Here is a 26069-nt window from a genome sequence, read left to right on the forward strand (position 1 = left end):
GAGGAATTGGGGTTGCCGCCGCTTCCCCCTCCCTCGTCATCCCGGACTTGATCCGGGATCCATTCCAGCGGCGCCGCATAGATGCCGGATCAAGCCTGTCCTGAGCTTGTCGAAGGGTCCGGCATGACGAAGAGGGGGGATCTTCGCGCCTTTGTGTGAAATCAAAATCACCAGCGCCCGACCTTCAAACCACCCGGCACTCAAACACGCCCCCAGACCCCGATCCACCCCCCAAAAAAAAAACGCTTTCCTACTTGTTCGCTTTATGTTCCATACTGCCCAATGAGCAACACTCTCCCCACGCCCGCCCCCGAACCCACTCCCGCCCGCGACGCGCACGGCCATGATCCGGCCGCCTACGACTGGGTTCCCGTCCTCAAAAAGCCCCGCAAGGATGGCTGGTCGCCCGCCAAGCAACGCGCCTTTATCGAGGCGCTGGCCGATACCGGCTCGGTCGTCACCGCGGCGCAGCGCGTCGGCATGTCCGAATCCTCCGCCTATCGCCTGCGCCGCTCGCCCGACGCCGCGGCGTTCGACCGTGCATGGAGCGCGGCGATCGATACGGCGTCGAAGAAATTGCTCGATACCGCCTTCGAACGCGCGATCGTCGGCAGCGAAGAGCCGGTGTTCGACCGCGACGGCAACCCCGTCGGCCGCCGCCTGCGCCACAGCGACCGCTTGCTGATGTTCCTGCTCCGCGCCTACGCCCCCGACCGGTTCCGCGAACGCGACGCGGCGCCCCCGCCCGCCGCGACCCCGGTCGCCGAGGCGCTGGTCCACCTCCACCCCGCGCCGCCCGCCGCGCCCGCACCCGCGGCCGCGGCGCTGATGGCGCCGGGCGAGTTCGCGGCCGCCGCCCCGCCCCCCGGCGCCGCGGCGCGCGACGAGGCTGACCTTCGCTGAACTTTGGCAAAGCGGGGGTGCGGCCAGGGCTGACTTTCCCTGAACTTTGCCAGACAGCGGGGCGCCGACGGGCTGACCTTTACTGAACTTTGGCGCGGCGGCAGGCTCGCGATCGGGTCAGTTCATCACCGACCCCGCCGGAAAGCCCCGTACCCCGGCCACCGCGAACATCACCCCGCCGCGCACCGCCTCGGGCGTGTCGGCCAGCAGGTACAGCTTCACCAGCTCGCGCGTCACCTCGCTGTCATCGTCGACGACCAGCCGCAGCGACGCGATGCCCAGCGCATTCTCGGCCACCACAACCTCGCGGACCAGCGCCAGCGGCCAGCGCTCGCCGCCGCCGCGATACAGCGTCGCACCGTCGTGCCAGATATAGGCATCGCGCCGGCGCCACGCGCGGTGAAAGGCGGCGAGGCCGGCGAGCGCGGCGACGATCGCGGCGCTGACCAGCAGATTGCCGAACAGCAGCGCGCGCACCACCGCCCCCGCGCCGTCGTCCCACACCGGCATCGCCTGCCGCAGCACCAGCGCCGCGGCGGCGATCGCGCACAGCAATTGCCCCACCAGCAACGGCTTGGCCTTGAGCCGGCCCAGCACCACCCTTCGCGATCCCACAGGCTTCATCGCCCCGGCCATAGCAGCCCCGCCGCCGCGGGCCAGCCCCCATCGTCGCGGCCCGGCCGCCTGCCGCCCGCCGTCTGCTGTCTGCTGCCTGCCGCCGCGCCGCTCGTCGCGCCGCGCCCGCAATTCGCCGCAGCGATGCGCCGCGGCGCGCAACATCGTCGCGCGCCCGTGCGTCTCCCGCTCACCCACGTCCGGCAACGGACCGCTGAAAAAGGAGATTATCATGCACAAATCGCTCACCCTGCTGGCGGTCGGCACCGCACTTGCCGCCGCGCCTGCCCTCGCCCAGCTCGTCCCCGGCGGCGTCGCCGACGTCAACGTCGGCGGCAATGTCGCGGTCGATCCCGGCGCCACGGTCGGCACTGTCACCGACCGCGTCGGCCAGACGGTCGACCGCGTCGACGGCACCGTCAATAATGCGGTCGACTCCACCAATCTGACGCTCGCCACCCGCGAACAGGTGCGTGCGGGCGCCGAAATCCGCGACAATAAGGGCAACAGCGTCGGCACGGTGCAAAGCATCGAGGGCGACACCGCGGTCGTGGTCCGCGGCGGCAAGCTCTATAATGTGCCGCTCGCGTCCATCTACCACGGCGCGGTCGGCCGCACGCACGGGCTGGTGACCAAGCTGCCCGCGGCGTCGATCGAGGCGCGCGCCGCCGCATCGGCCGACGCGGGCTGATCCGCCGACCCCTTACACCGAGACCGCATCGCGCCTGCGATCGGGGAGGGAGCCGGGATACCGGCTCCCTTTCGCCGTTCTGGGCAACCTTTTGCGCCCTCACCCGCGTCGGCTTTGGGTTGCGGCGACCGCTCGTCGCTCGCGCGCGCCCGTCCGTCGCATCGACGCCGGGCGGCGCGAAACCATGTCCCTCAAGCCGCGTTTCCCTGTCGATCATCACCGGCTTTCCCCCGGCCCCGGCCCGACACACAGCCCCCCGCACGGGCCGGGGCAACCGGAAGGACCGGCTCCTCACTCCCCCGGAAATTTGGATCCCGCGGTGACGTCGATCGCCGCATCACCGCCGGTGGGGATCACCGTCCGTCCGAACCAAACAAAACGCGCTGTGCGCTCGGACAGATCATTGTCGTATCGCGCCGTTACCGCCGCCGCGTCATATCCCATCCAGATCAGCGTCGCGGGAAATATCTGGCTCACCGAATGCCCCCCGAGCGGCGCATCGGCATAGCGCGCCGCGATCCGCGGAGGAAGAAACGCGAGCAGCGGTACACGAAACTCGTCGGCCACCGCCTCGGCGCTACAATGCGGCAGTGCGCCGGGCGTCAGGTTTTGCCCATGGTCGGACGTATAGACGATCGCGACGCGCTCGCGGTCGATGCCGTCCAGCAGCCGTTCGAAAAACCGGCCCTTCGACCAGCGAAGCGCCGTCGCATAATGCAGCGCGACAGGGCTATCCGCCGGGATCGCGCCAGCGGGATAATGGTCGCGATACTGAAAGTGGACGCCGCGCAGGACGGCGTAAGTAAAGGTCTTTACCTCGCCTTTCAGGTCGCGGTTGATCGCATCGGCAATTTTCAGGTCGGTATCGACCCCGCCGGGCATCGGGCGATAGGCGTCGATCAATGCGCGCTCGGGCGGCAACAGCAGGTTCTGCGGCGCCCCCGACGTCTGTCCGTCGATCATCGCCGTCCGGTATCCCGCCCCCTTGGCATAAGCCCAGATCGACGGCGTGCGGCGAAGGTCGGTGCGGGGACCGACGCGGCGCACATCGACCCCCGACCGCAACGCGACCTGCGCCGGCGCACTGCAATGCCCCATCGCCGCCGCCACACCGAAGTCGACATGCGGCGTGTTCGCCAGCTTTGGCGCGATCAGCTTTCGGAAGGGCGCTTCGGCAACGCTTTCGTCGATCACCCAGACGATATGTCGCGGCGCGTTCGCCGCGCTGTTCGGCACGATCGCCACCGCGCCGCGCGGCGGCGGCGGCGGCGCGGTCGCAAGGTCGATGGCCAGCCCGTAAAGGCTGCGCTCGGTCCCCTCGGGCCACACCGCGGCGTGGCGATAAAGGATGCTCGGCGCGATCAGCAGCGCAAGCGTCACGGCGCCCCAGCGGGTGCCCCCGCGCCAGGGCACCGCGCTCCGCGCCAAGCGCCGCGCCGCGACGAACAGCGCGAGTGCGGCTGCGACCTGCACAGCGACCCACAGCAATTCGCCGCCGAACTCGCCCGCGGCATTGCCCGCCTGTCGCACTTCGGCAATCAGCCAGGCAAGCGATCCCGCGTCGAGCAGTTCGCCAACGAGCTGCGCATAACCGATGTTGACGAGCATCGAAGCACCCGCGAGCACCAGCAGCATTGCCGCCCGGCGCCGCGAAAACACAAACAGCGCCGCCAGGAACACGGCCGCCTGAAGGGCAAGAAACAGGAACGCCGTTGCCGCGCTCTGCGGGTCGCCGGCGGCGAGGCGGTAGGCGACGGTGTGGACCAGTGGGAACCGATTTGCGATCGCATAGCCCGCGCCGAACAGCAACGCAGCGGCCAGCAGCCGCACAGTGACGGCTGTACCACGCGCCGCTCGCCTTTTGGTCCTGTTTCGCCTCATTGGCGCTGCTTTAGGACGCGAGCCTTGAAAAATCACAAAGAAATGGCCCGCGCCGCGGTGGCGGGGCGCAGGCCATATCTTCTGCGGCCGAAACGCCGCCGTCGTTGAACGCGTTCGCCGCCTATTCGGCTTCCTCGAACAGATCGATCGCGTTTGCGGCGGTCGCGGACAGACGAACCGTGTCGCCTTCGACCGCGGCAACCAGCCCGGCGGGAAGGTAATGGTGCTTGCCATCGCCGCTGTCAGCCTTGGTCAGTTTGATACGTTCGCCGTCGAGGTGATCCACCGTTCCGACATGGACGCCGTCGGCGCCGATGACGGTCATATCTTCCTTGATCGCGCTATGGTCATGCTCGGCCATCATCCGTCTCCTTCTTGCTCGGGGGTAAGCCTATCGACAATAGCTTGGAACGCGAGTCGGCTCCATGCCACGCGGCGAGCCGCGCAAAAAACGTGGCGGGCGCCCGGCGCACCGCGCGGCACCTATGCGACGAGACCGAGCACCTTCTTTTCGATCACACGAATGAACACCTCGGGATCCTGTGCCCCCGGAACCAGCATCTGTCCATCAAGGATGAAAGCGGGCACCCCGGTGATATTCCGGTCGGCCCACCAGCCTTGCTCGGTCCGCACCATCTCCCCAAACTCGCCTGATGCCAGAATCGCCGCCGCGCGTTCGCGATCGAGCCCGACCGACGCCGCGACGTCGATGAGCACGGCATGGTCGCTGACGTCGCGATTGTCGGTAAAATGCGCAGCGAACAGCGCCATCTTCAGCGCGGTCTGCACGCCGGCTGCCGCTTGCTGGTCGGGCGCCTCGCTCGCCCCCGCCCAAGTCAGCAGCCGGTGCGCGTCGAAACTGTTACGCATCCGAAAGTCCGGCCCCCGGTTGAAAACGAAGCCCAGCTCACCCGCAATTGCGGCGAGACGCCCCGTATTGGCGCGGCTCTGTTCGGCGCTGACGCCGTATTTGCGCATCACATGCGCCGCCGCGTCCTCGCCCTCCGGCGGCATGTCGGGATTGAGCTCGAACGGATGCCACTGGACGCGAAAATCCAGCCGCCCCCTGAAATGATCCACCACTCGCTGGAATTTCAGCCAGCCTATAATGCACCAGGGGCACATGACGTCGGACACAATGTCAACGCTCAGACGCGGCACATGCGGCTCGGTCACTATCCTTGTCCTTTCGGTATCCGCCGCCGCTCAGTCGCGCGGCCGGCAATGAACTGTCGACCTGACGCGAGTTTCAGCTTCCTTCTATTCCTCATTCGGTACCGGCGGTGGCGTCAACCGGTCGGCGGCGGGTCGCGACAGCACCCACCAGCTGCCCACCATCAGAAGAAGCGTCAGCGCCTCGATGATCATCGCCTGCACGATAGCTGAATTCACCGGGTCACCGTTCACCATGCCGAACAATCGGCCCAGGAACGCGGTTCCATAAAGCGCAGCAGGGACCAGCAACGCGCGCACCCAACCGGGTACCAGCGCGCCGATGGCGGCGGCGCCCGACGCAACGAGGAAGAAGGCCGACAGATCGGCGCGGATCGTGTTCGTTGCAACGCCCTCGACCAATATGCCGAAAGTTTCGCCATAGCTCGCGGGATCGAACAGCCCGCGGACACCCACGATGGCAAAAAACATCGCCCAGAGCAGGACAGCGCCGCGCAAGACCCAATTGATCATCATCGTTCTCCCTTGTCGGGAAGGCTGCGCGATCGACGGGGAAAATTCAAACTATTCCGCCGCGAACGTTTCTTCGATCCAGCCGCCGCCGAGTACGCGCGATGGATTGCCAGCGTCGTAGAGTACCGCCGCCTGTCCTGGAGCGACACCATATTCAGGGGCGGCGAAGTGCAGCCGGTCGCCGATAACGCGCGCCGGAACGGGCTTTGCCATGCTGCGCACCTTGGCCAGAACTTCCCGCGCTTCAACGCTGTCCAGCCAGTTCGCTTCGCCTATCCGCGCTCCCGACACCGCAAGCGCGTGCCGCGGCCCGACGACGACCTGTTTCTTTTCCGCATCGAGCCGCACGACGTAGAGCGGCTCAGCCTGTCCGCCGATGTCGATCCCGCGTCGCTGCCCAACGGTATAATGAATGAGGCCCTTGTGCGTGCCGAGCACCGTGCCGTCGATATGAACGATGTTGCCCCGATCATCGGCGTCAGGGCGGAGCTTACGCACCAGCGTTGCATAGTCGCCATCGGGTACGAAGCAGATGTCCTGACTATCGGGCTTTCCCGCGACGCCCAAGCCAAGGTCGCGGGCGATTTCGCGGACCACGCTCTTTTCCAGCCCGCCGAGCGGAAAGCGCAGGAAGTCGAGCTGTTCCTGCGTCGTTGCGAAAAGAAAATAGCTCTGGTCGCGCGCCGGATCGATGGCGCGGTGCAGTTCGGCACCCCTAGCGCCCATGACGCGGCGGACATAATGGCCGGTTGCAAGGCAGTCCGCACCCAATTCTCTTGCGAGGTGGAACAGGTCGGTAAACTTCACCCCCATGTTGCAACGCACGCACGGAATCGGCGTCCGGCCGTTCAGATATTCGTCGGCGAACTGGTCGATCACCGTGTCGCGAAAACGGCTTTCATGGTCATGGACGTGATGTGCGAAACCCAAACGGTCGGCGACGGCGCGCGCGTCGCGAATATCCTGCCCCGCACAACAGGCACCCACGCGCTTCGCCTTGGCTCCATGATCATAGAGCTGAAGCGTCACACCGATCACTTCCGCGCCCGATCGCGCAGCAAGCGCAGCGACCACACTCGAGTCGACTCCGCCCGACATCGCGACGACGATTCGCCGGTCCTTCATGGCGCCCGCGAGCTGAAAGTCGGCCTGGGCAAGCCCGGCGGGGGAGGGCAAACTGTCGATCATGGTCGGCGCCATCTAGGGATGCAGCACGAAAAATGCCAGCTTTTCCGCCGTGCCTGTCAATATATTGACGCGGGTTAAGCTTCGCTAACAGGTGCTGAAACCGGCATTTACGGGACCTTAGGCCCTGTGGGTTAGACGAGTCCCATGAACATCGTACCCTCCGACCTTCCCCGTATCGCCGGTGCTGCCCGGCTGTCGGCGCCCGGTTTCGACATCATCCGGGCGGTGTCCAGTGCGCGGCAGGGAGCGTCGCCGACGGTGCGACATCTTCAGAATTGGGCGCAGCGCGAAAACCACGCCGCAAAGCTTAAAAGCCTCCGGCGCATTTTGTGCGGCAACCGGCCCGCAACGGAACAAAATGCCCCCCGCGTCGTTCGTTTTTTCGACTTGTCGGCCCAGGCAAACGGCTTGCCGGAAACTATGAACGCTCCGTTTACCAGAGGATTTCAGCCGATGTTGAGCCCCTCCGATCTAGAGCCGGAGACGTCGGAAACACCCCCATCCGATTTCGAAAATATGGAATGAGCATGATCGAGAATCAGAAAATCCGGCCCGCACAGGTCATCGGCCCCTTGGGCGAACCGCTCACGCTCGACTCGCTGCCCCCGTCGACGACGACCCGTTGGGTCGTTCGCCGCAAGGCAGAGGTCGTCGCGGCAGTGAACGGCGGTCTTCTGACCGTCGACGAGGCGTGCGAACGCTATGGGCTAACGCTCGAGGAATTTGCCAGCTGGCAGCGGTCGATCGATCGCAGCGGCATGCCGGGGCTGCGCGTCACGCGCATCCAACATTACCGCGATCTGTATGAGCGCCAGCAGCGCTTCTGATTTGCGGGACCGAACCAGATTACAAAAGGGCGCCACTGGGCGCCCTTTTTTTTGCGTCGCGGCCTGAACGCAACGATTTTCAAGCAATTCGATAAGAGTGTCGATTTTATTGCAACCCTCTCGTTCACCCGGCGTTAAGCCCCCGAGTCAACTTTGGGAGTCACTCAATATGCGCAAAATGTTCATCACCCTCGCCGCCACCTCGGCCCTCGCACTCGGCGCTTGCCAGAGCCCCGCGGCCGACAAGGTCGAGGATCAGGCCGAAGCCCAGGCCGAAGCGATCGACGAGCAGGCCGACGCCATGCCCGAGGGCGCTGCAAAGGAAGCCATGGAAGAAAAGGCTGACGTCGTCGAGGAAATGGGCGAGGAAAAGGCCAACGCCATGGACGACAATGGCGAGATCGCTCCGTCCGAAACCGGCGTCGGCGATACCCAGAAGAAGTAAGGGCTGCCTCCCCTAAGGGCAGGAAGGGCGCCGGTCGATTCCGGCGCCCTTTTTTCGTGCGCCTCTGTCCAGATGTGTGATCGCCATCACCGCGGCGCTCGCCGATCAGGGTTAACGCAACGCTCGGGACGGGAACACGCTTTCAGCGGTAAGTTTCGCGGACCACCCTCCCGTCGCCCTCAGCGACCCGGGGCGGCGGGAGGGACTATATTCGCGCCTCGAACGCAGCCAAAATGTCGCAAACGCCCGGCGCATCGGCGTCGGCGCGCAGCGCAGCGAGTCCCGCGGCGACGTCGAGCCGATATTCGGCAACCCCCGCCGTTTCGCCCGCCCAGCCAGCACCGAGCATTTTGACGAGGCGCCGCGCGGCGGCGTTTTCCGACAGCATATGGATCTCGAGCTCGACCAACCCCTCGGCCAGGCAATGGACGAGCAGTGCGGCCGTCATCATCCGGGCGAGCCCCTTGCCGTGAAACGCGTCGAGGACAGCCACCGAAAATTCGCCAACGGGTCCGTCGTGACGATGCCGCACCGCATGGACAGCGCCGATCGCGGGCCGGTCGGGACATGAACTGCAAATCGCGCCCCATGCGATATGGTCATGCCCGTCGACATCGACAAGGCGCTCGATCACCGCATCAGGCAGCGACGATGCAGGGGAGAAAAAGCGCAGATAACGCGATTCGGCCGACAGCTTAGCAATGCCGTCGCGGATCAGCGGGCCGTCGTCGGGGGTGATAGCGCGCAGGCAGACCGCGGTTCCGTCGTTGAGCCGGCTGTGGATCACGACATCTTCGATCCGTCGGCCGCCTCGCGCGCCGTCGGCCTGCCCAGTCACCTGCCTGCCCGTCCCGGTCATCGCAGTCTCCCGATCAGCGGGACAGAAATACCGACCCTCTGCGTTATCCGTCGTCACCCATCCGCAGCGCGGCGATAAACGCCTCCTGCGGGATGTTCACATTCCCATATTCGCGCATCCGCTTTTTGCCCTCTTTCTGCTTTTCGAGCAGCTTTTTCTTGCGGGTCGCGTCGCCGCCGTAGCATTTGGCGGTCACGTCCTTGCGCAGCGCGGCGATGGTTTCGCGAGCGATCACCTTGCCGCCGATCGCCGCCTGGATCGGGATTTTGAACATGTGGCGCGGGATCAGGTCCTTCAGCCGCTCGCACATGCCGCGACCGCGGCTTTCGGCCGAACCGCGGTGGACGATCATCGACAGCGCATCGACGGGCTCGTTGTTGACGAGGATGCTCATCTTCACAAGATCGCCGGCGCGGTGGCCGATCTGGTGATAGTCGAACGACGCATAACCGCGGCTGATGCTCTTCAGCCGATCGTAAAAGTCGAACACGACTTCGTTGAGCGGCAGTTCATAGGTGATCTGCGCGCGGCCGCCCACATAAGTCAAATTCTTCTGCACCCCGCGGCGATCCTGGCAGAGCTTGAGGATCGGGCCGAGATAGTCGTCGGGGACGTAGATCACCGCCTCGATCCACGGCTCCTCAATCTCGTCGATGCGGTTGGGGTCGGGCATGTCGGCGGGGTTGTGGAGCTCGATCTCCTTCGCCGCCTCATTCTTGGTGTGGCTGAGCTTCAGCTTATAGACCACCGACGGCGCGGTGGTGATGAGGTCGAGGTCGTACTCGCGGGTCAGCCGCTCCTGGATAATCTCCAGATGCAGCAGCCCCAAAAAGCCGCAGCGGAAGCCGAAACCGAGCGCCGCGCTGCTCTCCATCTCGAACGAGAAGCTCGCATCGTTGAGGCGGAGCTTCTGGATCGACTCGCGCAATTTCTCGAAGTCGTTCGCGTCGGTCGGGAAGAGGCCGCAAAAGACGACCGGTTGGACTTCCTTGAACCCCGGCAGCGGCGCCGCGGCGGGTTTCTTGGCGTCGGTCACTGTATCGCCGACGCGCGCCTGCGCGACGTCCTTGATCTGCGCGGTGATGAAGCCGATCTCGCCGGGGCCAATCTCGGTCAGTTCCTCGCGCTTCGGGGTGAAACAGCCGACGCGGTCGATCAAATGGGTGGTGCCCGCCTGCATGAATTTGATCTGCTGTCCTTTTTTCAAGACGCCGTCGACGACGCGGACGAGGATGACGACGCCCAGATAGGGGTCGTACCAGCTGTCGACGAGCATCGCGAGTAGCGGCGCCGCGGCGTCGCCCTTCGGCGGCGGGATCTTGGTCACGATCGCCTCGAGGCATTCCTCGATGCCGATCCCCGCCTTGGCCGACGCGAGTACGGCGTCGTCGGCGGGCAGGCCGATGATGTCCTCGATCTCGGCCTTCACCTTGTCGACGTCGGCGGCGGGCAGGTCGATCTTGTTGATCACCGGCACGATTTCATGGTCGTGCTCGATCGACTGATAGACGTTCGCCAGCGTCTGCGCCTCCACCCCCTGCGCCGCGTCGACGACGAGCAGCGCGCCCTCGCACGCCGCGAGCGACCGCGACACTTCATAGGCGAAATCGACGTGCCCCGGCGTGTCCATCAGGTTGAGCTGATAGGTCTCGCCATCCTTGGCGGTGTATTTCAGGCGCACCGTCTGCGCCTTGATCGTGATGCCGCGTTCCTTTTCGATGTCCATATTGTCGAGCACCTGCGCCGACATTTCGCGCGCGGTGAGCCCGCCGGTGAACTGGATCAGCCGGTCGGCGAGCGTCGACTTGCCATGGTCGATATGCGCGATGATCGAAAAATTGCGGATGTGGGACAAGGGCGTGGTCATGGCGCGCCGTTAGCAGGGGAAAGCGCGGCTGTCAGCAGGAACGGGCGCCCCGGCCGGCGCCGCGGGCTTAACTTGTCAAACTTGTCACCTGATTGCACTGGAAAACGGGGAGTTGGCGGTGCGGGCCGGAGCAATGTCGCGAAGGTCACCCATGCGGCGCACACGCGCTACACATCGCAAAGATCGCACGCAGGCGCGCGACGTTTGGCGCGGCGGAAAGGCAGCGGATTCAAGCGGTCAAAGAGCGAAGAGCGGCGAGGCTGGCATAGCCGGGCGAGGTAGGAAAGCGGTTTTTGAGTGGAGGCGAAAGGGAAGGAGTTGCGCCAACTGGCGAGCCTGTGCATTAAAGCCGTTCAGAAGGGGCATTCATGACATTATCGTCGGACCAACTACAGGAAATCATTACCGAGTTGGTCACAAGACCGGGCCATGAGAAAGTCCGCGGTCTGATTTACAAGCTATTGACCGATGGCCTTGGAGCAACCTCGCGCGACATTGGTTTCGAGCAACAAACCTTCGAAATTCGGGGCAGGATCGATGCGCTGCTGGGGCGCACGGTGATCGAACTGAAATCCGATCTTCGAAAAGAGGTCTTCGCCGACCAGCTTAGCGGATATCTGAAGGACCGGCGGACGGTCACGGGGCAGGACTATGTCGGCATCGTCACCGACGGCGCGACATTCTCTGTGCATGAACTCGCCGATGGCGACACGCTAATTGAACTCGGTTCTTATACCCCAAACCCCGACGAGCCGTTCGGCCTTACACGCTGGCTGGAAAGCGTCGTCGCGCTGCAAGATCAGCTGATCCCCGACATTCCGCGTATTAAAATCGAACTCGGCCGGGAATCGGTCCTATACCGGCGAGCGCTGCGCGAGCTTCGGCTCCTTTGGGCCGACATCGGCGCCGACCCCGAAGTCGCAGTCAAGCGATCACTGTGGGACCGTCTGCTCAACACCGCCTATGGCAATGAAGTCGATGCGCCGGAACTGTTCCTGCAACACACCTATCTGGTCATCGTTGCAAAAGCGATCGCGACAGCCGCGTTCGTCCGGCATCTGCCGGCAACGGGCGAGCATTTGCTCGATGGCCGCCCTTTCAGTGACCTTGGAATAGTCGGCGCGGTCGAATCCGATTTTTTCGACTGGCTGCTAAAGGCGCCCGGCGGCGATGCGCTGGTCCTGAAGATCGCGCGGCAAGCCGCACGGTTCGACCTTTCCGCGATCGAGGCCGACCTTCTGAAGGGCCTGTATGAGAGCCTGATCGACCCGGCGCAGCGCCACGAACTCGGTGAATATTACACCCCCGACTGGCTTGCCGCGCGCATTGTCGAGGCGGCCGTCGAAAAGCCTCTGTCGGATCGTGTCATCGACCCGTCCTGCGGATCAGGAACCTTCCTTTTCCACGCAGTCAGGCGGTTGGCAGCGGCGGGCAAATCGGCCGGCCTGTCGGGCGAAGAGGTGGTATCATTGGCCGCAGAAAAGATCGCCGGTATCGACATCCACCCGGTGGCGGTGATTTTCGCCCGCGCGACATGGCTGCTCGCCATCGCGCCGACATTGAGCGATGGGCGTCCCGAACGCTTTGCCGTCCCGGTCTATCTCGGCGACGCCCTGCAATGGCACGGCGGCGATCTGGCGAGCGAAGATTTCGAAATCACCGTTCCCGCCGTTCCCGATTACACGGGCGAGGATGCACGCTTCGGGCGCCAATTATTGCGTTTCCCGAAAGGCGTAGCAACCAATCCCGATGCGCTCGACCAGCTGCTCCAACAGATGTTAGGCATGGCCGAACGCGAGCGGCCGCTGGCGGAGTTTCAGCGCTGGATGGAATCCAGTCCGTTGATCGACACCTCTGATCGGAAAATCTTGGCGGCGACCTATAAAACGCTGGCCATGCTCCACCAGCAGGGACGCAACCATATCTGGGGTTATATCGCGCGCAATATGTCGCGCCCGGTGTGGTTGGCGGGCGAAGCGCAAAAAGCCGATGTGGTGGTCGGCAATCCGCCATGGGTCGCCTATTCGCGCATGGACAAGGCGCTGAAGGCGCGTTTCAAGTCGGCGATGGAACAATTCGAACTGTGGGGCGGAACCGGCAGCGTTTCAGGTTTCGACCTCAGCGCCTATTTCTTCGCGCGTGCGATGCAGCTCTATATGCGCCGCGATGGACGAATCGCCTTCATCCTGCCCTATGCCTCGATGTTCAAACAGCCCTATGCGAAGTTCCGCACCGGGCGATTCCGACTGGCGGGGTCGATTCAATATATGAAGGTCGATGCCGGGTGGGATCTGACCGGGGTCGATTGTCGGCCCGACGCGCTGTTCCCCGTGCCGTCAAGCGTCTGGTTCGGCCGCTTCGCCAGTTCGAAGCAAGCGCTGCCTGAAAAAGCCACGGCATTTTTAGGCCATCTGGCGCGGCGCGATGCCGGGGTTGAGGAGGCCGCCAATTCGATAACGGCCGAGGAAATCGACTGGCCCGACGCCGATACGGGCAAGGGTGGATCGGCTTATCGCAATGCGTTCCGATCGGGCGCGTTGCTCTATCCACGACGGCTGGTGCTCGTCGAGCGAATGCCGGCTGGCCGCCTGGGCGAGAATCCCCACGCCCCGCGCGTGCGCGGCCGTATCGGAAGCCAGGACAAAAAGCCTTGGAAAGACATTGAGCCACCGCAAGGGCCGGTCGAATCGGGCTTTATCAGCCGCGTCTATCTGGGGGAGAATGTCTTTCCCTATCGCCTCGGCACGCCGCTGGAGGGCGTCGTCCCCGTGAAGAGCGGGCACGTCCTGACGAGCTCGTCCGCGATCAACGCCGGGGCCATGCACCTGTCGCAATGGTTGGAACAATGCGAGAAGCTGTGGACGGGTCATGGGGAAGGGACACGTAGTTTCGCCAATCATCTCAACTATTTCGACCAGCTTCTGTCGCAGTTCCCGCTCCGCAAATTGAGAGTGGTCTATGCAAAGTCCGGCACCCAGCCGGCCGCAGCAATCATCGAAGACGATACGGCTGTCTTTGATCACAAGCTTTATTGGGCTGAGTGCCTAACGCGCCAACAAGCTCAATATCTCATTGCCATCCTCAACAGTGAAACGGCTCGATCGCGTGCCGAAAAATGGCAAGCCGAGGGACAGTGGGGCAAACGTGACTTTGACAAGGTCATGTTCAACCTGCCGATTCCGACCTTCGACTCGCGCATCGCGCTGCATCGCGAACTTGCGGCCGTCGCTGCCAAGGCAGAAGTCGCCGCCGCCGTGGTCACCATCAACCAAGGCGATTATTTTGTCACCGTGCGCAATCGTATCCGCAAACATCTGACCGAGGTCGGACTGGCGCCCGCCATCGACAAACTTGTGGAAAAGCTGCTCGACGGCGGATGAGGCGTTGACCCGGTCATCGGCCGAGCTAGAATCGACGCCATGGGTGATCGTTACGGACATCAGGGCGACCTGTTTGATGCGTCGGTGCCGGCGGAGGCCGAACCGCCCACCGAGAGCGAATTGCAATGGTTTCATTTCCCGCCCAAGTCACCGCCGATTTTCCAACACACCAAAGAATCGATCCGTGAGTTGATGCTGGCCACCATCGCGGAATTGCGCGCGACGGATGTCATGCCGTGGGACGCGGCCGATTACCGTTATCACATCGGAAATTTCCGGATGTGCGCGACTTGGTTCCAGCACGACGAAATCGCAGAGACTGTGCGGGCGCTGGAGGAGGAGCTTGACCGGCTCGGACGGGCGCCGGCTCCCTGACGCTTCGCCGCTCTCCGACCCTCTCCTGTAAGGGAGAACGAGTCAGCTTTACGCCAGCCACCGCCGGCAATCATCCCTGACCCGCGCGTCCGGATCGCGCAGGCCGCGTTCGAGGACCGCCGCCCTGCCCTCGCCCGCCTTCGCCGCGGCGAGGGCGGCGAGGGCGTGGGCGCGGACGCGGGGGACGGGGTGGGCTTTTGCGAAATGGTCGGCGATGTCGTGGGCGTTTTCGTGGAGGTCGACGGCGGCGCGGAGCAGCAATTCGGTGCTGGTGAGCGTCGGGCGCTGCGCGATCGTCGCCGGGGCGTGCGGTGCGGCGCCGACGGAGCCGAGGTCGACGATATATTGGTCGCGCCAGGGGATATGTTCGCCCTCATCCATGATGTTGAGGCTGACCGACAGGCCGGGCGGCGGGTGCTGGCTGTGGACGTCGCGGTGGGCGCGGTAGAGCATCATCTTGCCTTCGCAAAGCTGGCTCTGCCCCATGGCGCGCAGCGCGAGCGGTTCGCCGAGGCGGCCGTCGATGGCTTCCGGGTCAACCTCATAATCGTCGCTGATGTAACCGGGGCCGAAATAGCCGATGGTGAGGAAGTGGAAATTATGGTCGTGCGGCAGGGCGTAGGCAAAGGCCTGCGTGCCGCTGGCGGTGGTGACGGCGTCGGTCGCGGCGGGCCAGAGGTTTGCGCGCAGATAATAGCCGCGCGCGCCGCGGTGGAGCAGGAAGACCTGCGCCGAATGGCGGTTGATCGCGACCTGGTCGGCGCAGCCCTGCTTGAGCGCGGCGATGACGCGGTCGGCGAGGAAGTCGCGGTTGCGCGCGAGGCCGGCGAGGAGCGCGGTGCAGTGCGCGACGCTGGCGTCGTCGGACAGGTCCATCCCGCTTTCGTCGAGGCGCGCGGTGACTTCGGCGAGGTCGAGTTCGGTCGCGGGCGGCGGGTCGATGGTCAGGGGCATGGGGGTTCCTTTGGGGCCCTCCGCTTGCGGGAGGGGTTGGGGGGCGGGTCACGGGCAGTGCGGTCGTGCCCACCCCGCTGCGACTAGCGAGCAAGCTCGCAAGTCTCGCTGCCCCTCCCGCTTGCGGGAGGGGGTTGGAGGAGCGCGAGCGTTGCCTGTGCGGCGCGGCGGACTTCCGGGTGCGGGTCGGTTGCCGCCATCGCGGCGAGGCGCGGGAGCGCGGCGGCGGGGGCGAGCGCGATCAGCTCGCGCATCGCGTGCCAGCGGAGGGCGAAATCGTCGGCCTGCGTTTCGGCGAGGAACAGCGGCGCGGCGTCGGGGCGGCCGAGGTGGCGGAGCAGGGTCAGCGCCATGGTGCGAAAGCTGGCGTCGCGCTGTGACGCGCTGACATGCGCGAGGCGGCCGGTCGCGAGGTCGTAGCTGCGGAACGGGAGGGGCGCGGGCGGCTGGACCGCGAGTTCGAGGAGCAGCACGTCGCCGTGCGCGCAGGCGAGGTGGTAGCTTTGCCGTGCGGTGTCGTGGTGGAAGATTTCGCCGTCCACGAGTTTGCGCGGCGGGATGCTGCGGCACGCCGCGGCGGCCGACGCGGTGAAGCCGCCCGCTTCCTCGGCCGCGCTGACCGCGACTTCGTGCAGGCAAAGCGACGCGCCCGCGGCGGCGAGCACACGGATCGCGGCGCGGCCGGGGACGAAGACCGCGTGCGTCGGCGCCGCGGCCGCAGCGGGGTGGATATGGAGCGCCACGCGCACCGGGCCGCGCTCGGCGATGATCAGGCCGCCGCTGCCGTCGTCGCCGCCGCCGACGGGGCGGAGTGGCGGGCGGGCAAACGGATCGGCGGCGAGCAGGGCCAGCGCCTCGCCCAGCCGGTCGTGCAGCCAGCTGGTGTCGGTGAGCCAGGGGAGGAGGCGCGCGATCGCGTGGTCGGGCGGCTCCCCCGCCACGGCTTCGATCGCCGCGAGCAGTCCGCCGCGCGAAGTGTCGGTGGGCGCCGTATCGGCGGGCGCGCTATCGACTTTGCGCCAATGTGCATCAAGATCGGCGACCGCTTCGCGGATGCGCCGGCAGCGGGCGGCGTCATCGCGCGGATAATGGTCGTGACGCGAGCGGGGTGCGGGCATGGTCTGGCGGATGAGGCGGGGACGGCGCGCCGCCCCCGCGCCGGATCAATTATGGACGATCAGCGCGATGGTGACCGCGATTTCAAACACCGATTTCGACGGCGTGCCGCTGGCGACCAGCGAGCCGAACAGCCCGACCGCGGTGTCGAGCAAGGGCAGCGCGTCGATGTCGATGGGCGGTAGTTCCATAATCCCCCTCCTGTCCTGAAAAAACCGGCGGCGCGAGCTGCCGCCGCGGGCAGGGGTAAGGCCGCGGGGCCGCGGGGGTGAGTTAACTTATCGTAATGTGGGCCATGTCGCTCGTCGAACGCGGCTTGTCGGGGCGGGAGCGCGGGATAGGGTGATGGGATAACCGGGAGATTGCCATGCGTCCTGTCATTGCCGCCGCGCTTGCCGCGCTGATCCTGACCGCGCCCGCCACGGCCGAAACGCTGCTGATTGGAAACAAGGGCGAAGATAGTCTGAGCCTGGTCGACCTGGCGTCGGGCGAGGAGCTCGCGCGGCTGCCCACGGGGCGGATGCCGCACGAGATTGCGGTGTCGCCCGACGGCAGCAAGGCGGCGGTCGTTGCCTATGGCGGCAGCACGATCGACCTGTTCGACGTCGCGGCGCGCACGAAGATCAAGACGATCGACCTCAGCCCGAACGAGCGGCCACACGGGCTGCTGTGGCTGGCCGACGGGCGGCTGGTGGCGACTACCGAGAAGAGCGAATCGGTCGCGGTGGTGGCGCCGGACGGCGCGGTCACGTCGATTTCGACGGGGCAAAAGGGCACGCATATGATCGTCGTCGCGCCCGGCAGCCGCACCGCCTATACCGCCAATATCGGGTCGGGGACGGTGAGCGTGCTCGACCTGAACGCGGGAGTGAAGCTGCGCGACCTGACCATCGGCGGCAAGCCCGAAGGGCTGGCGCTGGCGAAGCATGGGCGCGAGCTGTGGGTCGGCGACCTCGACGCGCCGCGGGTGTCGGTGTGGGACACGGCATCGGGTGCAAAGCTGGCCGAGTTGCCGGTCGATCCGGTCGCGATCCGCGTGCTGGCGAGCCCCGACGGCAAGCTGATCGCGACGAGCAATATCGGCAAGGGGACGATCACGCTGTTCGACGCAGAGACACGCGCGCCGCTGAAAACGATCAACGGGTCGGAGGGTGATGCGGCGCAGCAGGTGACCCTGCTGTTCAGCGCCGATTCGCAGCGGCTGTATGCGGCCGAAACGGGGCACGACAGGGTCGCGGAGATCGATGTGGCGAGCGGGAAAGTGCTGCGCCGGATCGCCGCGGGGAAGCAGGGGGACGGGCTGGCGATCGCGCCCTGACGGCAGTCAGCCCAGCGCGACGGTGCGCCACCGGCTCCTCCGGCCGCGCTTCGCTCGCCGCTTTTCCGCGCCTCCGCCGCAGGGAGGGTTTATGCGCGGACGTCCAGCCAGAGCGAAAGGCCCGCAGGCGGATCGGCGGGGGGCACGGCGGCGATGTGGCGCACGGCGTCGGCGCGCGCGCGGTCGAGGATCGCGGCGGGGACGTGCCGCGGGTGAAAGATATGGTCGGCCTCGCCCAGCAGGCGCGCGGCGCGGAGGGTGAGGTCGTCGGGGTCAGAGCCGGTCAGGCGGATGGTTTCGAGGCGGGACGGTTGGGCGGCGGTGTCGCTGGCCAGCCAGGCATCGAGCTTGTCCGCCGCGTCGTCATCGAGCGGGTCGAGCGCGCCGCCGGGTGCCAGCGCAGCGTCGATCGCGCGGCGGCGGTCGGCGGCGGCGGGCCAGCGCGCCTTCATGGCGGCGCGGGCGGCATAGAGTGCGGTCGCAAGCGCGCCGAGGCGGGCGGGTAGGAAGGCCTCGATCCGCTGGCGGACGGCCTTGGCCAGACCAGCGGACGCGCCGCCGGTGCCGACGGCGATGGTGACGGGGGCGCGGTCGATGATCGCGGGCGTGGTGAAATCGCAAAGGTCGGGGCGGTCGACGACATTGACGAGCAGGCCGCGCGCGCGGAGCGCAGCGGCGACAGTGCGCGCTTCGTCTTTGTCGTCGAGCGCGACGAAGGCGATGGTCGCGCCTTCCTCCCACGCGGCGACGATGTGGCCGCCGGCGCGCCGGATGAGACGCGCCTTGGCGTCGGCGGCCTCCCCTTCGCCGACCAGCACGACGGTGCGGTCGGCGAGGTTCAGGAAGATGGGGAGCTGGTGCATGAATTCGCCCTCTTTCTCGTCATGCCGGACTTGATCCGGCATCCATGATCCCTACCGCGCCGTTGGATCATGGACCCCGGATCAAGTCCGGGGTGACGAAGAAAAGATAGCGCCGCTGCGTATTCTCGCAACCGCGCCGTATCAATCAATCCAGTCGGGCACCCGCTCCGCCGCCATGATCGTACCCGCGGCGATGCGGTCGGCGACGATGACGTAGCGATCCCCGTCGACCAGCACCTCGGGAACGAGGCTGCGGCTGTTGTAGGTCGAGGCCATGGTCGCGCCATAGGCCCCCGCACTTCGGAACACCGCGAGATCGCCCGATTCCACCCGGTCGGTCACGCGGTCGCGGGCAAAGGTGTCGCCGGTCTCGCACACCGGGCCGACGATTGACGCGGTCATTTTTTCACCCGTCGGCTTCACCGCGACGAAATCGTGATAGGCATCGTAGAGCGCAGGGCGCGCGAGGTCGTTCATCGCGGCGTCGACGATGACGAAGGGGTTGGTCGCGCCGGGCTTGACCCACAGGACTTCGGTCAAAAGCACGCCGGTGTTGCCCGCGATGACTCGGCCCGGTTCGAACATCAGCGTGACGTCCCAATCCTTTGTCACGCGCGCAACCATCGCGCCATAATCGGCCATGCTGGGCGGATTATCCCCCGGCCGGTACGACACACCGAGCCCGCCGCCGAGATCGACGTGGGTGATGCTGTGCCCCGCGGCGCGCAGGTCGGCGACGAGGCGGCCGAGCCGTTCGAACGCGGCCTCGAGTGGATCGAGACTGGTCAGCTGGCTGCCGATATGCACTGCAATGCCGCGCATATTGAGCCCCGGCAGCGCCGCCAGCCGCGCGAAGATTTCAGGCGCGACATCGATGCCGACGCCGAACTTGCTGTCGGCCTTGCCGGTCGAAATCTTGGCATGGGTGCCGGCGTCGACATCGGGATTGACGCGCAGCACGGCGGGCGCCGTCATCTCCTTTTTCAGCGCGATTTCGGAGAGTGCGACGCCTTCGGGTTCATGTTCGATGTTGAACTGCCCGATGCCGCGGTCGAGCCCCTGCGCGAGTTCGGCGCGGGTCTTGCCGACGCCCGAAAAGACGATGTCTCCGGGCGCCATTCCCGAGGCGAGCGCGCGTTCGAGCTCGCCGCCCGAGACGACGTCGGCGCCATAACCCTGCCGCGCGAGAACGCGCAGGACGCCGAGGTTGGGGTTGCTCTTGATCGCGAAGGCGAGATGCTTGCGCGGCACGTCCTTCAGCGCGGCGCGAAATTCCTGCGCATGGGCTTCGAGCATTGCGCGCGAATAGACATAGGCGGGGGTGCCGACTTCCTCGGCGATTTGCGACAGCGGGATGTCTTCGGCGTGGAGGACGCCGTTACGAAGGGCAAAATGATCCATTGAATGCAGTCCTAGTCATATTTTTTTCCCGTTCGCATCGAGCGAAGTCGAGATGCCCCTCGGAACGGAGCTACACCGATGGGTGTCTCGACTTCGCTCGACACGAACGGATCAGATAAGTTCGGTTTGACTCAGCCCGGAGGCGGCAGGTCGAAATCGTCGGGTTCGCGTTGTTCGGATCGTTTGAGAAGTTCGTCGCTGCGCGCGGGCCGGGCCTGCGCGTCAGGCGTCGTAAGCTCCTCGGTAGTCGGGGCGCGGTTGGCGCCGATGGGAACGACGGCGGCCGGCTGATTCGCCGGCGGCTTCAGATCTTCCTTGGCCCCGCACGCGCCGAGCAGCGCGGGGGCGGTCAGCATGGCTAGGATATGGTGGCGGTTCGGCATCAATCCTGTCCCTGGAGTGCGGCGCGCGCCGCGGCGATGGCCTGCCTTACCCGCTCGGGAGCGGTTCCGCCATAGCTGGTGCGGCTGGCGACCGACGCCTCGACCGTGAGCGCGGCGAGAACGTCGGGGGTCACGGCGGCGTGGATCGCGGCCGCGTCGGCGGCGGGCAGCGCGGGCAGCTCGACGCCCAGCTCCTCGGCGCGCTTGACGCAGGCGCCGACGACATGATGCGCCTCGCGGAACGGCAGCCCCGCCTCGCGCACCAGCCAGTCGGCAAGGTCGGTCGCGGTCGAATAGCCCGACGCGGCGAGCGCGCGCATCCGGTCGGTGCGAAAGGTCAAGGTTTCGACCATGCCGGTCATTGCCGCGAGCGACAGCGCAAGCGCGTCGAACGCGCCGAAGAGCGTTTCCTTGTCGTCCTGCAAATCCTTTGAGTAAGTGAGCGGCAACCCCTTCACGATCACGGCGAGCCGCTGGAAAGCACCGAGCAGCAGACCCGCGCGCCCGCGCACCAGTTCGGCGGCGTCGGGGTTGCGCTTTTGCGGCATGATCGAGCTGCCCGTCGACCAAGCGTCGGGGAGCGCGACGAAACCGAAGGGCTGGCTGGCCCAGATGACGATTTCCTCGGCGAGGCGCGACAGATGGATAGCGGCGATCGACGCGGCGGCGCAAAATTCCAGCGCGAAGTCGCGGTCCGAAACCGCGTCGATGCTGTTCGCCATCGGGCGGTCGAAGCCGAGCGCGGCGGCGGTGGCATCGCGGTCGAGCGGGAAGCTGGTGCCCGCGAGCGCCGCGGCGCCGAGCGGCGATTCGTTGAGCCGCGCGCGCGCGTCGGCGAAACGGCCGCGGTCGCGGCGCGCCATTTCGACATAGGCGAGCAGATGGTGGCCGAGCGTCACTGGCTGCGCGACCTGCAAATGCGTGAAGCCCGGCATGATGCTGTCGGCATATTCGTCGGCGCGCCGAAGCAGCCCCGCCTGAAGCGCGGCGAGCCAGGCGTCGATGCGATCGCACGCGGTGCGCGTCCACAGGCGGAAATCGGTCGCGACCTGGTCGTTACGCGACCGCGCCGTGTGGAGCCGCCCGGCGGGTTCGCCGATCAGCTCCTTCAGCCGCGCCTCGACGGTCATGTGGATGTCCTCGAGGCTGAGGTCGACGGGCACGCCGTTCGCGGCAAATTCTTCGGCGATCTGGGCAAGGCCGCGGTCGATCGCTGCCGCATCGTCCGCGGTGATGATTCCAGTTGCCCCGAGCATCGCGGCGTGGGCGCGGCTGGCGGCGATATCCTCTTCCCAAAGCCGCTTGTCGATCGGGATCGAGGCGTTAATCTCTTGCATGATCGCCGCAGGACCGCCACCGAAGCGGCCGCCCCACATGCTGTTGCTGTCCGGAGTATTCGCCATCCGCCGCGTTCCAAATCCGTCGCTGTTGATCCTGGGCCTGTTGCTGGCCGGATCGGTCGCGGGCTGCGATAGGGAAAAGGCGGGCGGCGGGCAAGCCGCGCAAGGCGAAGCAAATGTTTCCACAAGCCAAGCGAAGGGCGTCGGCGCGTTCGAATATATGATCGACCGCAGCCACAAGGGCGCGGCGGCGCCGACGGCGGCCTTCACCGGCCCCGACGATGCGCCCGTGACGCTGGCGGCCTTTCGCGGAAAGCCCTTGCTCGTCAATCTGTGGGCGACGTGGTGCGCGCCGTGCATCGCCGAAATGCCGACGCTCGATGCGCTTGCAGCGGCGCGCCGCGACGACATGCAAGTGATCGCGGTCGCACAGGATTTGCAGGGGGCCGAGGTCGTCGATCCCTGGTTCCAGAAGGCAGGGCTGACGGCGCTGCAACCCTATCTCGATCCCGAGAACGGCCTGCTCGATGCCGCGAACAGCGCGTTGCCGACGAGTATTTTTTACGATGGCGAGGGGCGCGAACTGTGGCGCGTGGTCGGCGCGATCGACTGGCAGGGGGATGAGGCGAAGGCGTTGCTGGCGGAGGGCGGGGTTTAGGATAATCGTCGTCCCCGCGAAGGCGGGGGCCGCCGTCGTTCTACGCAACCACGCAGGAATAGGCCGATTGCGGCCCCCGCCTTCGCGGGGGCGATGGCCTGCTTATCCCGGATGCGCCTCGTCGCCGACGCTCGATTTGAGGAGCCCGCGGAAGACGTCCATCGCCGTCCGCTTGCCCTGCGTCACGTCGAACACGTCGCGCGCGATCGGCATCGCGATGCCGTGGCGGTCGGCGAGCGCCATCACCGTCGGCGCGCTTTTGACGCCCTCCGCGACCATGTTCATACCCGCGATGATGTCGTCGATCGGGCGCCCCTTGCCGAGTTCGACCCCGACGTGGCGGTTGCGCGACAGGGGGCTGGTGCAAGTGGCGATGAGGTCGCCCATGCCGGTGAGCCCGGCAAAGGTTTCGGGGCGCCCGCCCATCGCGAAACCAAGGCGCGTGATTTCGGCGAGGCCGCGCGTCATCAGCCCGGCGCGCGTATTGTCCCCTGCCCCCAGCCCGTCGCCCATGCCGACCGCGATCGCGATTATATTCTTGAGCACCCCGCCAAGCTCGCAGCCGAGCAGGTCGGTGTTGGTGTAGACGCGGAACAGGCCCGAATGGAACAGCGGCTGAAGCGCGCGGACGACGATCTCATCCTCCATCGACAGCACGCTCGCCGCCGCCTGTCCGGTCATGATTTCGCGCGCGAGATTCGGCCCGGTGAGAACGCCGACGGGGTGGCCGGGCAGCACCTCCTCGATCAATTCGGTCATGCGCTTGCCCGAGGCGAGTTCGAGCCCTTTGGTGAGGCTGATGACGGGCACCCAGGGGCGAAGGTGGTCGCGGGCTTCCTCCAGCACGCTGCGGAAACTGTGCGAGGGCACGCCCATGACGAGAACATCGGCTCCGGCGACGACTTCGGCGATGTCGCTCGTCGCGGCGAGCGCGGGGGGCAGCTTGATGCCGGGCAGATATTTATGATTTTCGTGATCGCGGTTGATGCCATCGACCGTTTCGGCATCGCGCGCCCAGAGCTGTATCGGCGCGTTGCGCGACACCACCGCGGCGACCGTCGTCCCCCAGCTGCCCCCTCCGAGCAAGCCCACTTTGAGGCGCATATGTCTCTCCCCTGTTTTCAGGGGAGAGTGGCGCGCGATCGGGAGGTTGGCAAGCGGGCTATCTTCTTCCTCATGCCGGACTTGATCAGGCATCCATTCCTTCGGCGCTGTCATGGACCCCGGATCAAGTCCGGGGTGAAGAGGCGGGGCTAGTGCTCCGCCAGGAACGCCCGCTGGATTTCCGCCGTCGCCTTCGGATCCTCGATCATCGGGACGTGCGCGACATGGTCGAAGATGTGGGCGCGGCTGTTCGCAATGCCCGATTCCAGCACCGCGACGCAGCTGACGTCGATCAGCTTGTCGTGGCGCCCCCAGAGGATCAGCGTCGGCACTTTCACCTTGTGCAGGTCGTCGTTGAGCGGCGCCTGCTCCATCTCGTCGGCGATGGTCCAGAATATCTTGTCGAGCAGGTCGCGGTGGCGCAGCGCGTCCGCGTAGATCACCGGCTTCAGCCGCGCGGGGACGTAGGTCGGCTTGCGTACGACGAAGGCCATGAGGCGATCGGCGTCCTCCAGATTGGCGAGGACGAGCGGGTTATAGTCGCGGTTGGCAGCCAGCTTTTGCAGCTCGCTTTCGTCGGCGCCGACGACGCCAGCATTGTTCATCAGCGTCAGCGTGCGCAGGCGATCGGGATAGTCGATCGCAAAACGCAGCGCGATCCAGCCGCCCATGCTGTTGCCGCCCAGATGCGGGCGCTCGATGCCGAGCGCATCGAGGAAGGCCTTGAGCCGCGCGGCCTGGCTCGAAACGTCGAAGGGCAATTCGCCGTCGCGGTCATTTTCGCCGAACCCCGGCAGGTCGGGGGCGATCAGGCGGTAATCGCGCGTCATCCACGGCGCGTAGAAGGCCCAGTGATCCTTGTCGGCGCCGAAGCCGTGGACCATCACGAGGGTGGGCTTCGCCGGATCGCCGCCCTCCAGATAGGGCCAGGTGCGGCCATCGACGATGATGCTTTTGCGCACCAGCCGCGCGCGGCGGCGCATCACCGTGCGCATCATCTGCACCAGCTGTTCGGGAAAGAGGAAATAGAAGAGCGCGAGGGCGATGAGCGGCGCGAAGATCAGGGTGAGGAGAATTTTCATGGGCAGCGCGCCATCGTCGATGTCCTTGTTCCGAAGCCGCGATGATAGGGGCAAGAAAATCGCCTTGTCACCTCCCTTTACGCGCGCGCCCGATTGACCGCTGCGCCAACGCTTGCAAAGATCGTTGCGATTTCCGGGGGGAAGCGAAAGATGATCAGAGACTTGCTGCAATGGGTGCTTAAAAATCTGGGCTTCGAAGCCAATTTTCAGGCTGAGATATTTCCGTTCATCGCGCAGGCGCTGTTCGGTATTCTGGCGGCGATCGCCGCCTGGTACCTGATCCATCGCGGGCAACAGAAATCGGCCGAGGAAAACCGCCGGATCGAACGCGCGCGGATGCTGCACGATCTGGACCGCGAATATGAAACGATCATGGCGACCCGGTGCATCATCGTGGACCAAGGCGACTATCATCTGCCCGAACTGCACGCCGCCAAGGACGCACGATCAGGGTTCAAGGCGCTGAACAACAACAAGGTCGCCGACGACGACAAATGCCTGTTCGAGCTGGTGCTGACGCGCCACGTCCCCTGGCGCGCGCTCCCCGATCGCGGCAGCGACAATGGCCCCAACCGTTATCTTTATATCAACGGGGCGCGGCACGTGCTGGTGGCGGACGGTTATTTCACCGACACGCTGACGCTGCACAAGGTCATTTCCTGGTCCAAGCGGGTCGCCAGCGGCATTCACGCGCAAATCATCGACACGAGCGACGTGTGCGACATGTGGCGGCACATATTGCCTTGGGCCAAGGACAATCGCTTTGCCTTTATGGCGGCGTTTTTCGGAGCATCGACGCAGGTCGTCCTGAAAGAGGAAAGCGAGGAGAAGGACTGGCTGAGCCGGACGCTGGTTCGCGCGGGCCGCCACGTTGGCGCATCCGACGAAACGCCGAGCCCGTTCAACCAGGCCATCCCGCGGAACTGGTCAGGCGACGTCGGGCCGCTTTATTTCCTGATCCGCACCGTGCTGGAACAGGCGTTCGCAAACGAACGGGTAGAGATTCTGCACTATGTCGGGCTCGACCAGCGGCTGTTGCCCGATCTGGTGGTCGGCGACGGGAATGGTGCGGCGTCAGGCCTGGACCCCGTCGTCGAGAAAGTCCTGTTCGGCGCCGCCCGCTGATCGGGAAG

At 65.8% G+C, this 26069-nt stretch carries 27 protein-coding genes; 10 read left to right on the forward strand and 17 right to left on the reverse strand.

What is annotated here, in order from left to right; all coding sequences use genetic code 11:
• Window positions 1-282: 282 nt before the first annotated feature.
• Window positions 283-903, forward strand: a complete 621-nt coding sequence (locus tag VSX77_RS04190) for a hypothetical protein (RefSeq protein WP_338426410.1) — start codon at window positions 283-285, stop codon at window positions 901-903.
• Between the two features lie 117 nt (window positions 904-1020).
• Here the strand turns inward: VSX77_RS04190 and VSX77_RS04195 are convergent, their stop codons facing one another.
• Window positions 1021-1752, reverse strand: coding sequence for a hypothetical protein (locus VSX77_RS04195; protein WP_338426411.1), 732 nt, complete (start codon window positions 1750-1752; stop codon window positions 1021-1023).
• Between VSX77_RS04195 and VSX77_RS04200 the strand changes: the two genes are divergently transcribed.
• On the forward strand, window positions 1751-2209 hold the full coding sequence (locus VSX77_RS04200) for a hypothetical protein (RefSeq protein ID WP_338426412.1): 459 nt from the start codon (window positions 1751-1753) through the stop codon (window positions 2207-2209). The genes VSX77_RS04195 and VSX77_RS04200 overlap by 2 nt on opposite strands.
• Before the next feature lie 291 nt (window positions 2210-2500).
• On the opposite strand, the gene VSX77_RS04205 is transcribed toward VSX77_RS04200, so the two are convergent.
• The 5 genes from VSX77_RS04205 to mnmA all read right to left on the reverse strand — a co-directional run bounded on the left by VSX77_RS04205 (window position 2501) and on the right by mnmA (window position 6976).
• On the reverse strand, window positions 2501-4090 hold the full coding sequence (locus tag VSX77_RS04205) for a sulfatase-like hydrolase/transferase (RefSeq protein WP_338426413.1): 1590 nt from the start codon (window positions 4088-4090) through the stop codon (window positions 2501-2503).
• Window positions 4091-4211: 121 nt separating this feature from the next.
• Complete coding sequence (locus tag VSX77_RS04210; protein ID WP_338426414.1) at window positions 4212-4451, reverse strand: DUF2171 domain-containing protein; 240 nt, start codon at window positions 4449-4451, stop codon at window positions 4212-4214.
• Window positions 4452-4573: 122 nt separating this feature from the next.
• A complete protein-coding gene (locus tag VSX77_RS04215; protein WP_338426415.1) occupies window positions 4574-5266 on the reverse strand; it encodes a DsbA family oxidoreductase in 693 nt (230 codons plus the stop codon).
• 84 nt (window positions 5267-5350) lie between these two features.
• Window positions 5351-5776, reverse strand: coding sequence for a hypothetical protein (locus VSX77_RS04220; protein WP_338426416.1), 426 nt, complete (start codon window positions 5774-5776; stop codon window positions 5351-5353).
• 51 nt (window positions 5777-5827) lie between these two features.
• A complete protein-coding gene (mnmA, locus tag VSX77_RS04225) occupies window positions 5828-6976 on the reverse strand; it encodes a tRNA 2-thiouridine(34) synthase MnmA (protein WP_422397280.1) in 1149 nt (382 codons plus the stop codon).
• Between the two features lie 132 nt (window positions 6977-7108).
• Between mnmA and VSX77_RS04230 the strand changes: the two genes are divergently transcribed.
• From VSX77_RS04230 to VSX77_RS04240, 3 genes are all read left to right on the forward strand, one after another.
• Window positions 7109-7489: a hypothetical protein gene (locus VSX77_RS04230; protein WP_338426417.1), complete on the forward strand. Its 381-nt coding sequence runs from the start codon at window positions 7109-7111 to the stop codon at window positions 7487-7489.
• A gap of 2 nt (window positions 7490-7491) precedes the next feature.
• Entirely contained in the window at window positions 7492-7791 is a 300-nt protein-coding gene (locus VSX77_RS04235) for a DUF1153 domain-containing protein (RefSeq protein WP_338426418.1), read from the forward strand.
• Between the two features lie 169 nt (window positions 7792-7960).
• Complete coding sequence (locus VSX77_RS04240; protein ID WP_338426419.1) at window positions 7961-8236, forward strand: hypothetical protein; 276 nt, start codon at window positions 7961-7963, stop codon at window positions 8234-8236.
• 205 nt (window positions 8237-8441) lie between these two features.
• Here the strand turns inward: VSX77_RS04240 and VSX77_RS04245 are convergent, their stop codons facing one another.
• On the reverse strand, window positions 8442-9095 hold the full coding sequence (locus VSX77_RS04245; RefSeq protein WP_338426420.1) for a GNAT family N-acetyltransferase: 654 nt from the start codon (window positions 9093-9095) through the stop codon (window positions 8442-8444).
• Between the two features lie 43 nt (window positions 9096-9138).
• On the reverse strand, window positions 9139-10962 hold the full coding sequence (gene lepA, locus VSX77_RS04250) for a translation elongation factor 4 (protein ID WP_338426421.1): 1824 nt from the start codon (window positions 10960-10962) through the stop codon (window positions 9139-9141).
• 368 nt (window positions 10963-11330) lie between these two features.
• Between lepA and VSX77_RS04255 the strand changes: the two genes are divergently transcribed.
• Window positions 11331-14342, forward strand: coding sequence for an Eco57I restriction-modification methylase domain-containing protein (locus VSX77_RS04255; protein ID WP_338426422.1), 3012 nt, complete (start codon window positions 11331-11333; stop codon window positions 14340-14342).
• Window positions 14343-14381: 39 nt separating this feature from the next.
• Window positions 14382-14717, forward strand: coding sequence for a hypothetical protein (locus VSX77_RS04260; protein ID WP_338426423.1), 336 nt, complete (start codon window positions 14382-14384; stop codon window positions 14715-14717).
• Window positions 14718-14765: 48 nt separating this feature from the next.
• On the opposite strand, the gene VSX77_RS04265 is transcribed toward VSX77_RS04260, so the two are convergent.
• From VSX77_RS04265 to VSX77_RS04275, 3 genes are all read right to left on the reverse strand, one after another.
• A complete protein-coding gene (locus tag VSX77_RS04265) occupies window positions 14766-15671 on the reverse strand; it encodes a transposase (RefSeq protein WP_338426424.1) in 906 nt (301 codons plus the stop codon).
• 83 nt (window positions 15672-15754) lie between these two features.
• On the reverse strand, window positions 15755-16789 hold the full coding sequence (locus VSX77_RS04270; protein ID WP_338426425.1) for a HEAT repeat domain-containing protein: 1035 nt from the start codon (window positions 16787-16789) through the stop codon (window positions 15755-15757).
• A 45-nt stretch (window positions 16790-16834) separates the two neighbouring features.
• Window positions 16835-16978 (reverse strand): hypothetical protein, encoded by a 144-nt coding sequence (locus VSX77_RS04275; RefSeq protein WP_338426426.1) that lies wholly within the window; start codon window positions 16976-16978, stop codon window positions 16835-16837.
• Window positions 16979-17154: 176 nt separating this feature from the next.
• On the opposite strand from VSX77_RS04275, the gene VSX77_RS04280 reads away from it, so the two are divergent.
• On the forward strand, window positions 17155-18105 hold the full coding sequence (locus VSX77_RS04280) for a WD40 repeat domain-containing protein (protein WP_338426427.1): 951 nt from the start codon (window positions 17155-17157) through the stop codon (window positions 18103-18105).
• Window positions 18106-18194: 89 nt separating this feature from the next.
• On the opposite strand, the gene VSX77_RS04285 is transcribed toward VSX77_RS04280, so the two are convergent.
• The 4 genes from VSX77_RS04285 to argH form a co-directional block, all read right to left on the reverse strand.
• Window positions 18195-18968: a precorrin-2 dehydrogenase/sirohydrochlorin ferrochelatase family protein gene (locus VSX77_RS04285; RefSeq protein ID WP_338427211.1), complete on the reverse strand. Its 774-nt coding sequence runs from the start codon at window positions 18966-18968 to the stop codon at window positions 18195-18197.
• A 141-nt stretch (window positions 18969-19109) separates the two neighbouring features.
• A complete protein-coding gene (lysA, locus tag VSX77_RS04290) occupies window positions 19110-20369 on the reverse strand; it encodes a diaminopimelate decarboxylase (RefSeq protein WP_338426428.1) in 1260 nt (419 codons plus the stop codon).
• A gap of 131 nt (window positions 20370-20500) precedes the next feature.
• Window positions 20501-20752 carry a hypothetical protein gene (locus VSX77_RS04295; RefSeq protein WP_338426429.1) on the reverse strand — a complete coding sequence of 84 codons (252 nt, stop codon included), beginning with the start codon at window positions 20750-20752 and terminating at the stop codon, window positions 20501-20503.
• Complete coding sequence (gene argH / locus VSX77_RS04300; protein WP_422397303.1) at window positions 20752-22128, reverse strand: argininosuccinate lyase; 1377 nt, start codon at window positions 22126-22128, stop codon at window positions 20752-20754. The genes VSX77_RS04295 and argH overlap by 1 nt, the downstream gene beginning before the upstream one ends.
• Between argH and VSX77_RS04305 the strand changes: the two genes are divergently transcribed.
• The gene (locus tag VSX77_RS04305) at window positions 22127-22750 is read left to right on the forward strand and encodes a TlpA family protein disulfide reductase (RefSeq protein ID WP_338426431.1); all 624 of its coding nucleotides are present in this window, start codon (window positions 22127-22129) and stop codon (window positions 22748-22750) included. The genes argH and VSX77_RS04305 overlap by 2 nt on opposite strands.
• A gap of 102 nt (window positions 22751-22852) precedes the next feature.
• Here VSX77_RS04305 and VSX77_RS04310 read toward each other — a convergent pair whose 3' ends face one another.
• Window positions 22853-23854: an NAD(P)H-dependent glycerol-3-phosphate dehydrogenase gene (locus tag VSX77_RS04310; protein ID WP_338426432.1), complete on the reverse strand. Its 1002-nt coding sequence runs from the start codon at window positions 23852-23854 to the stop codon at window positions 22853-22855.
• A 149-nt stretch (window positions 23855-24003) separates the two neighbouring features.
• Window positions 24004-24936, reverse strand: coding sequence for an alpha/beta fold hydrolase (locus VSX77_RS04315; RefSeq protein WP_338426433.1), 933 nt, complete (start codon window positions 24934-24936; stop codon window positions 24004-24006).
• A 150-nt stretch (window positions 24937-25086) separates the two neighbouring features.
• Here VSX77_RS04315 and VSX77_RS04320 point away from each other — a divergent pair, with 150 nt between their 5' ends.
• Window positions 25087-26061 carry a hypothetical protein gene (locus VSX77_RS04320; RefSeq protein ID WP_338426434.1) on the forward strand — a complete coding sequence of 325 codons (975 nt, stop codon included), beginning with the start codon at window positions 25087-25089 and terminating at the stop codon, window positions 26059-26061.
• The last annotated feature ends 8 nt before the right edge of the window (window positions 26062-26069 follow it).

This window comes from Sphingopyxis sp. TUF1 (assembly GCF_036687315.1).
GTDB classification, from domain to species: Bacteria; Pseudomonadota; Alphaproteobacteria; order Sphingomonadales; family Sphingomonadaceae; genus Sphingopyxis; species Sphingopyxis kveilinensis.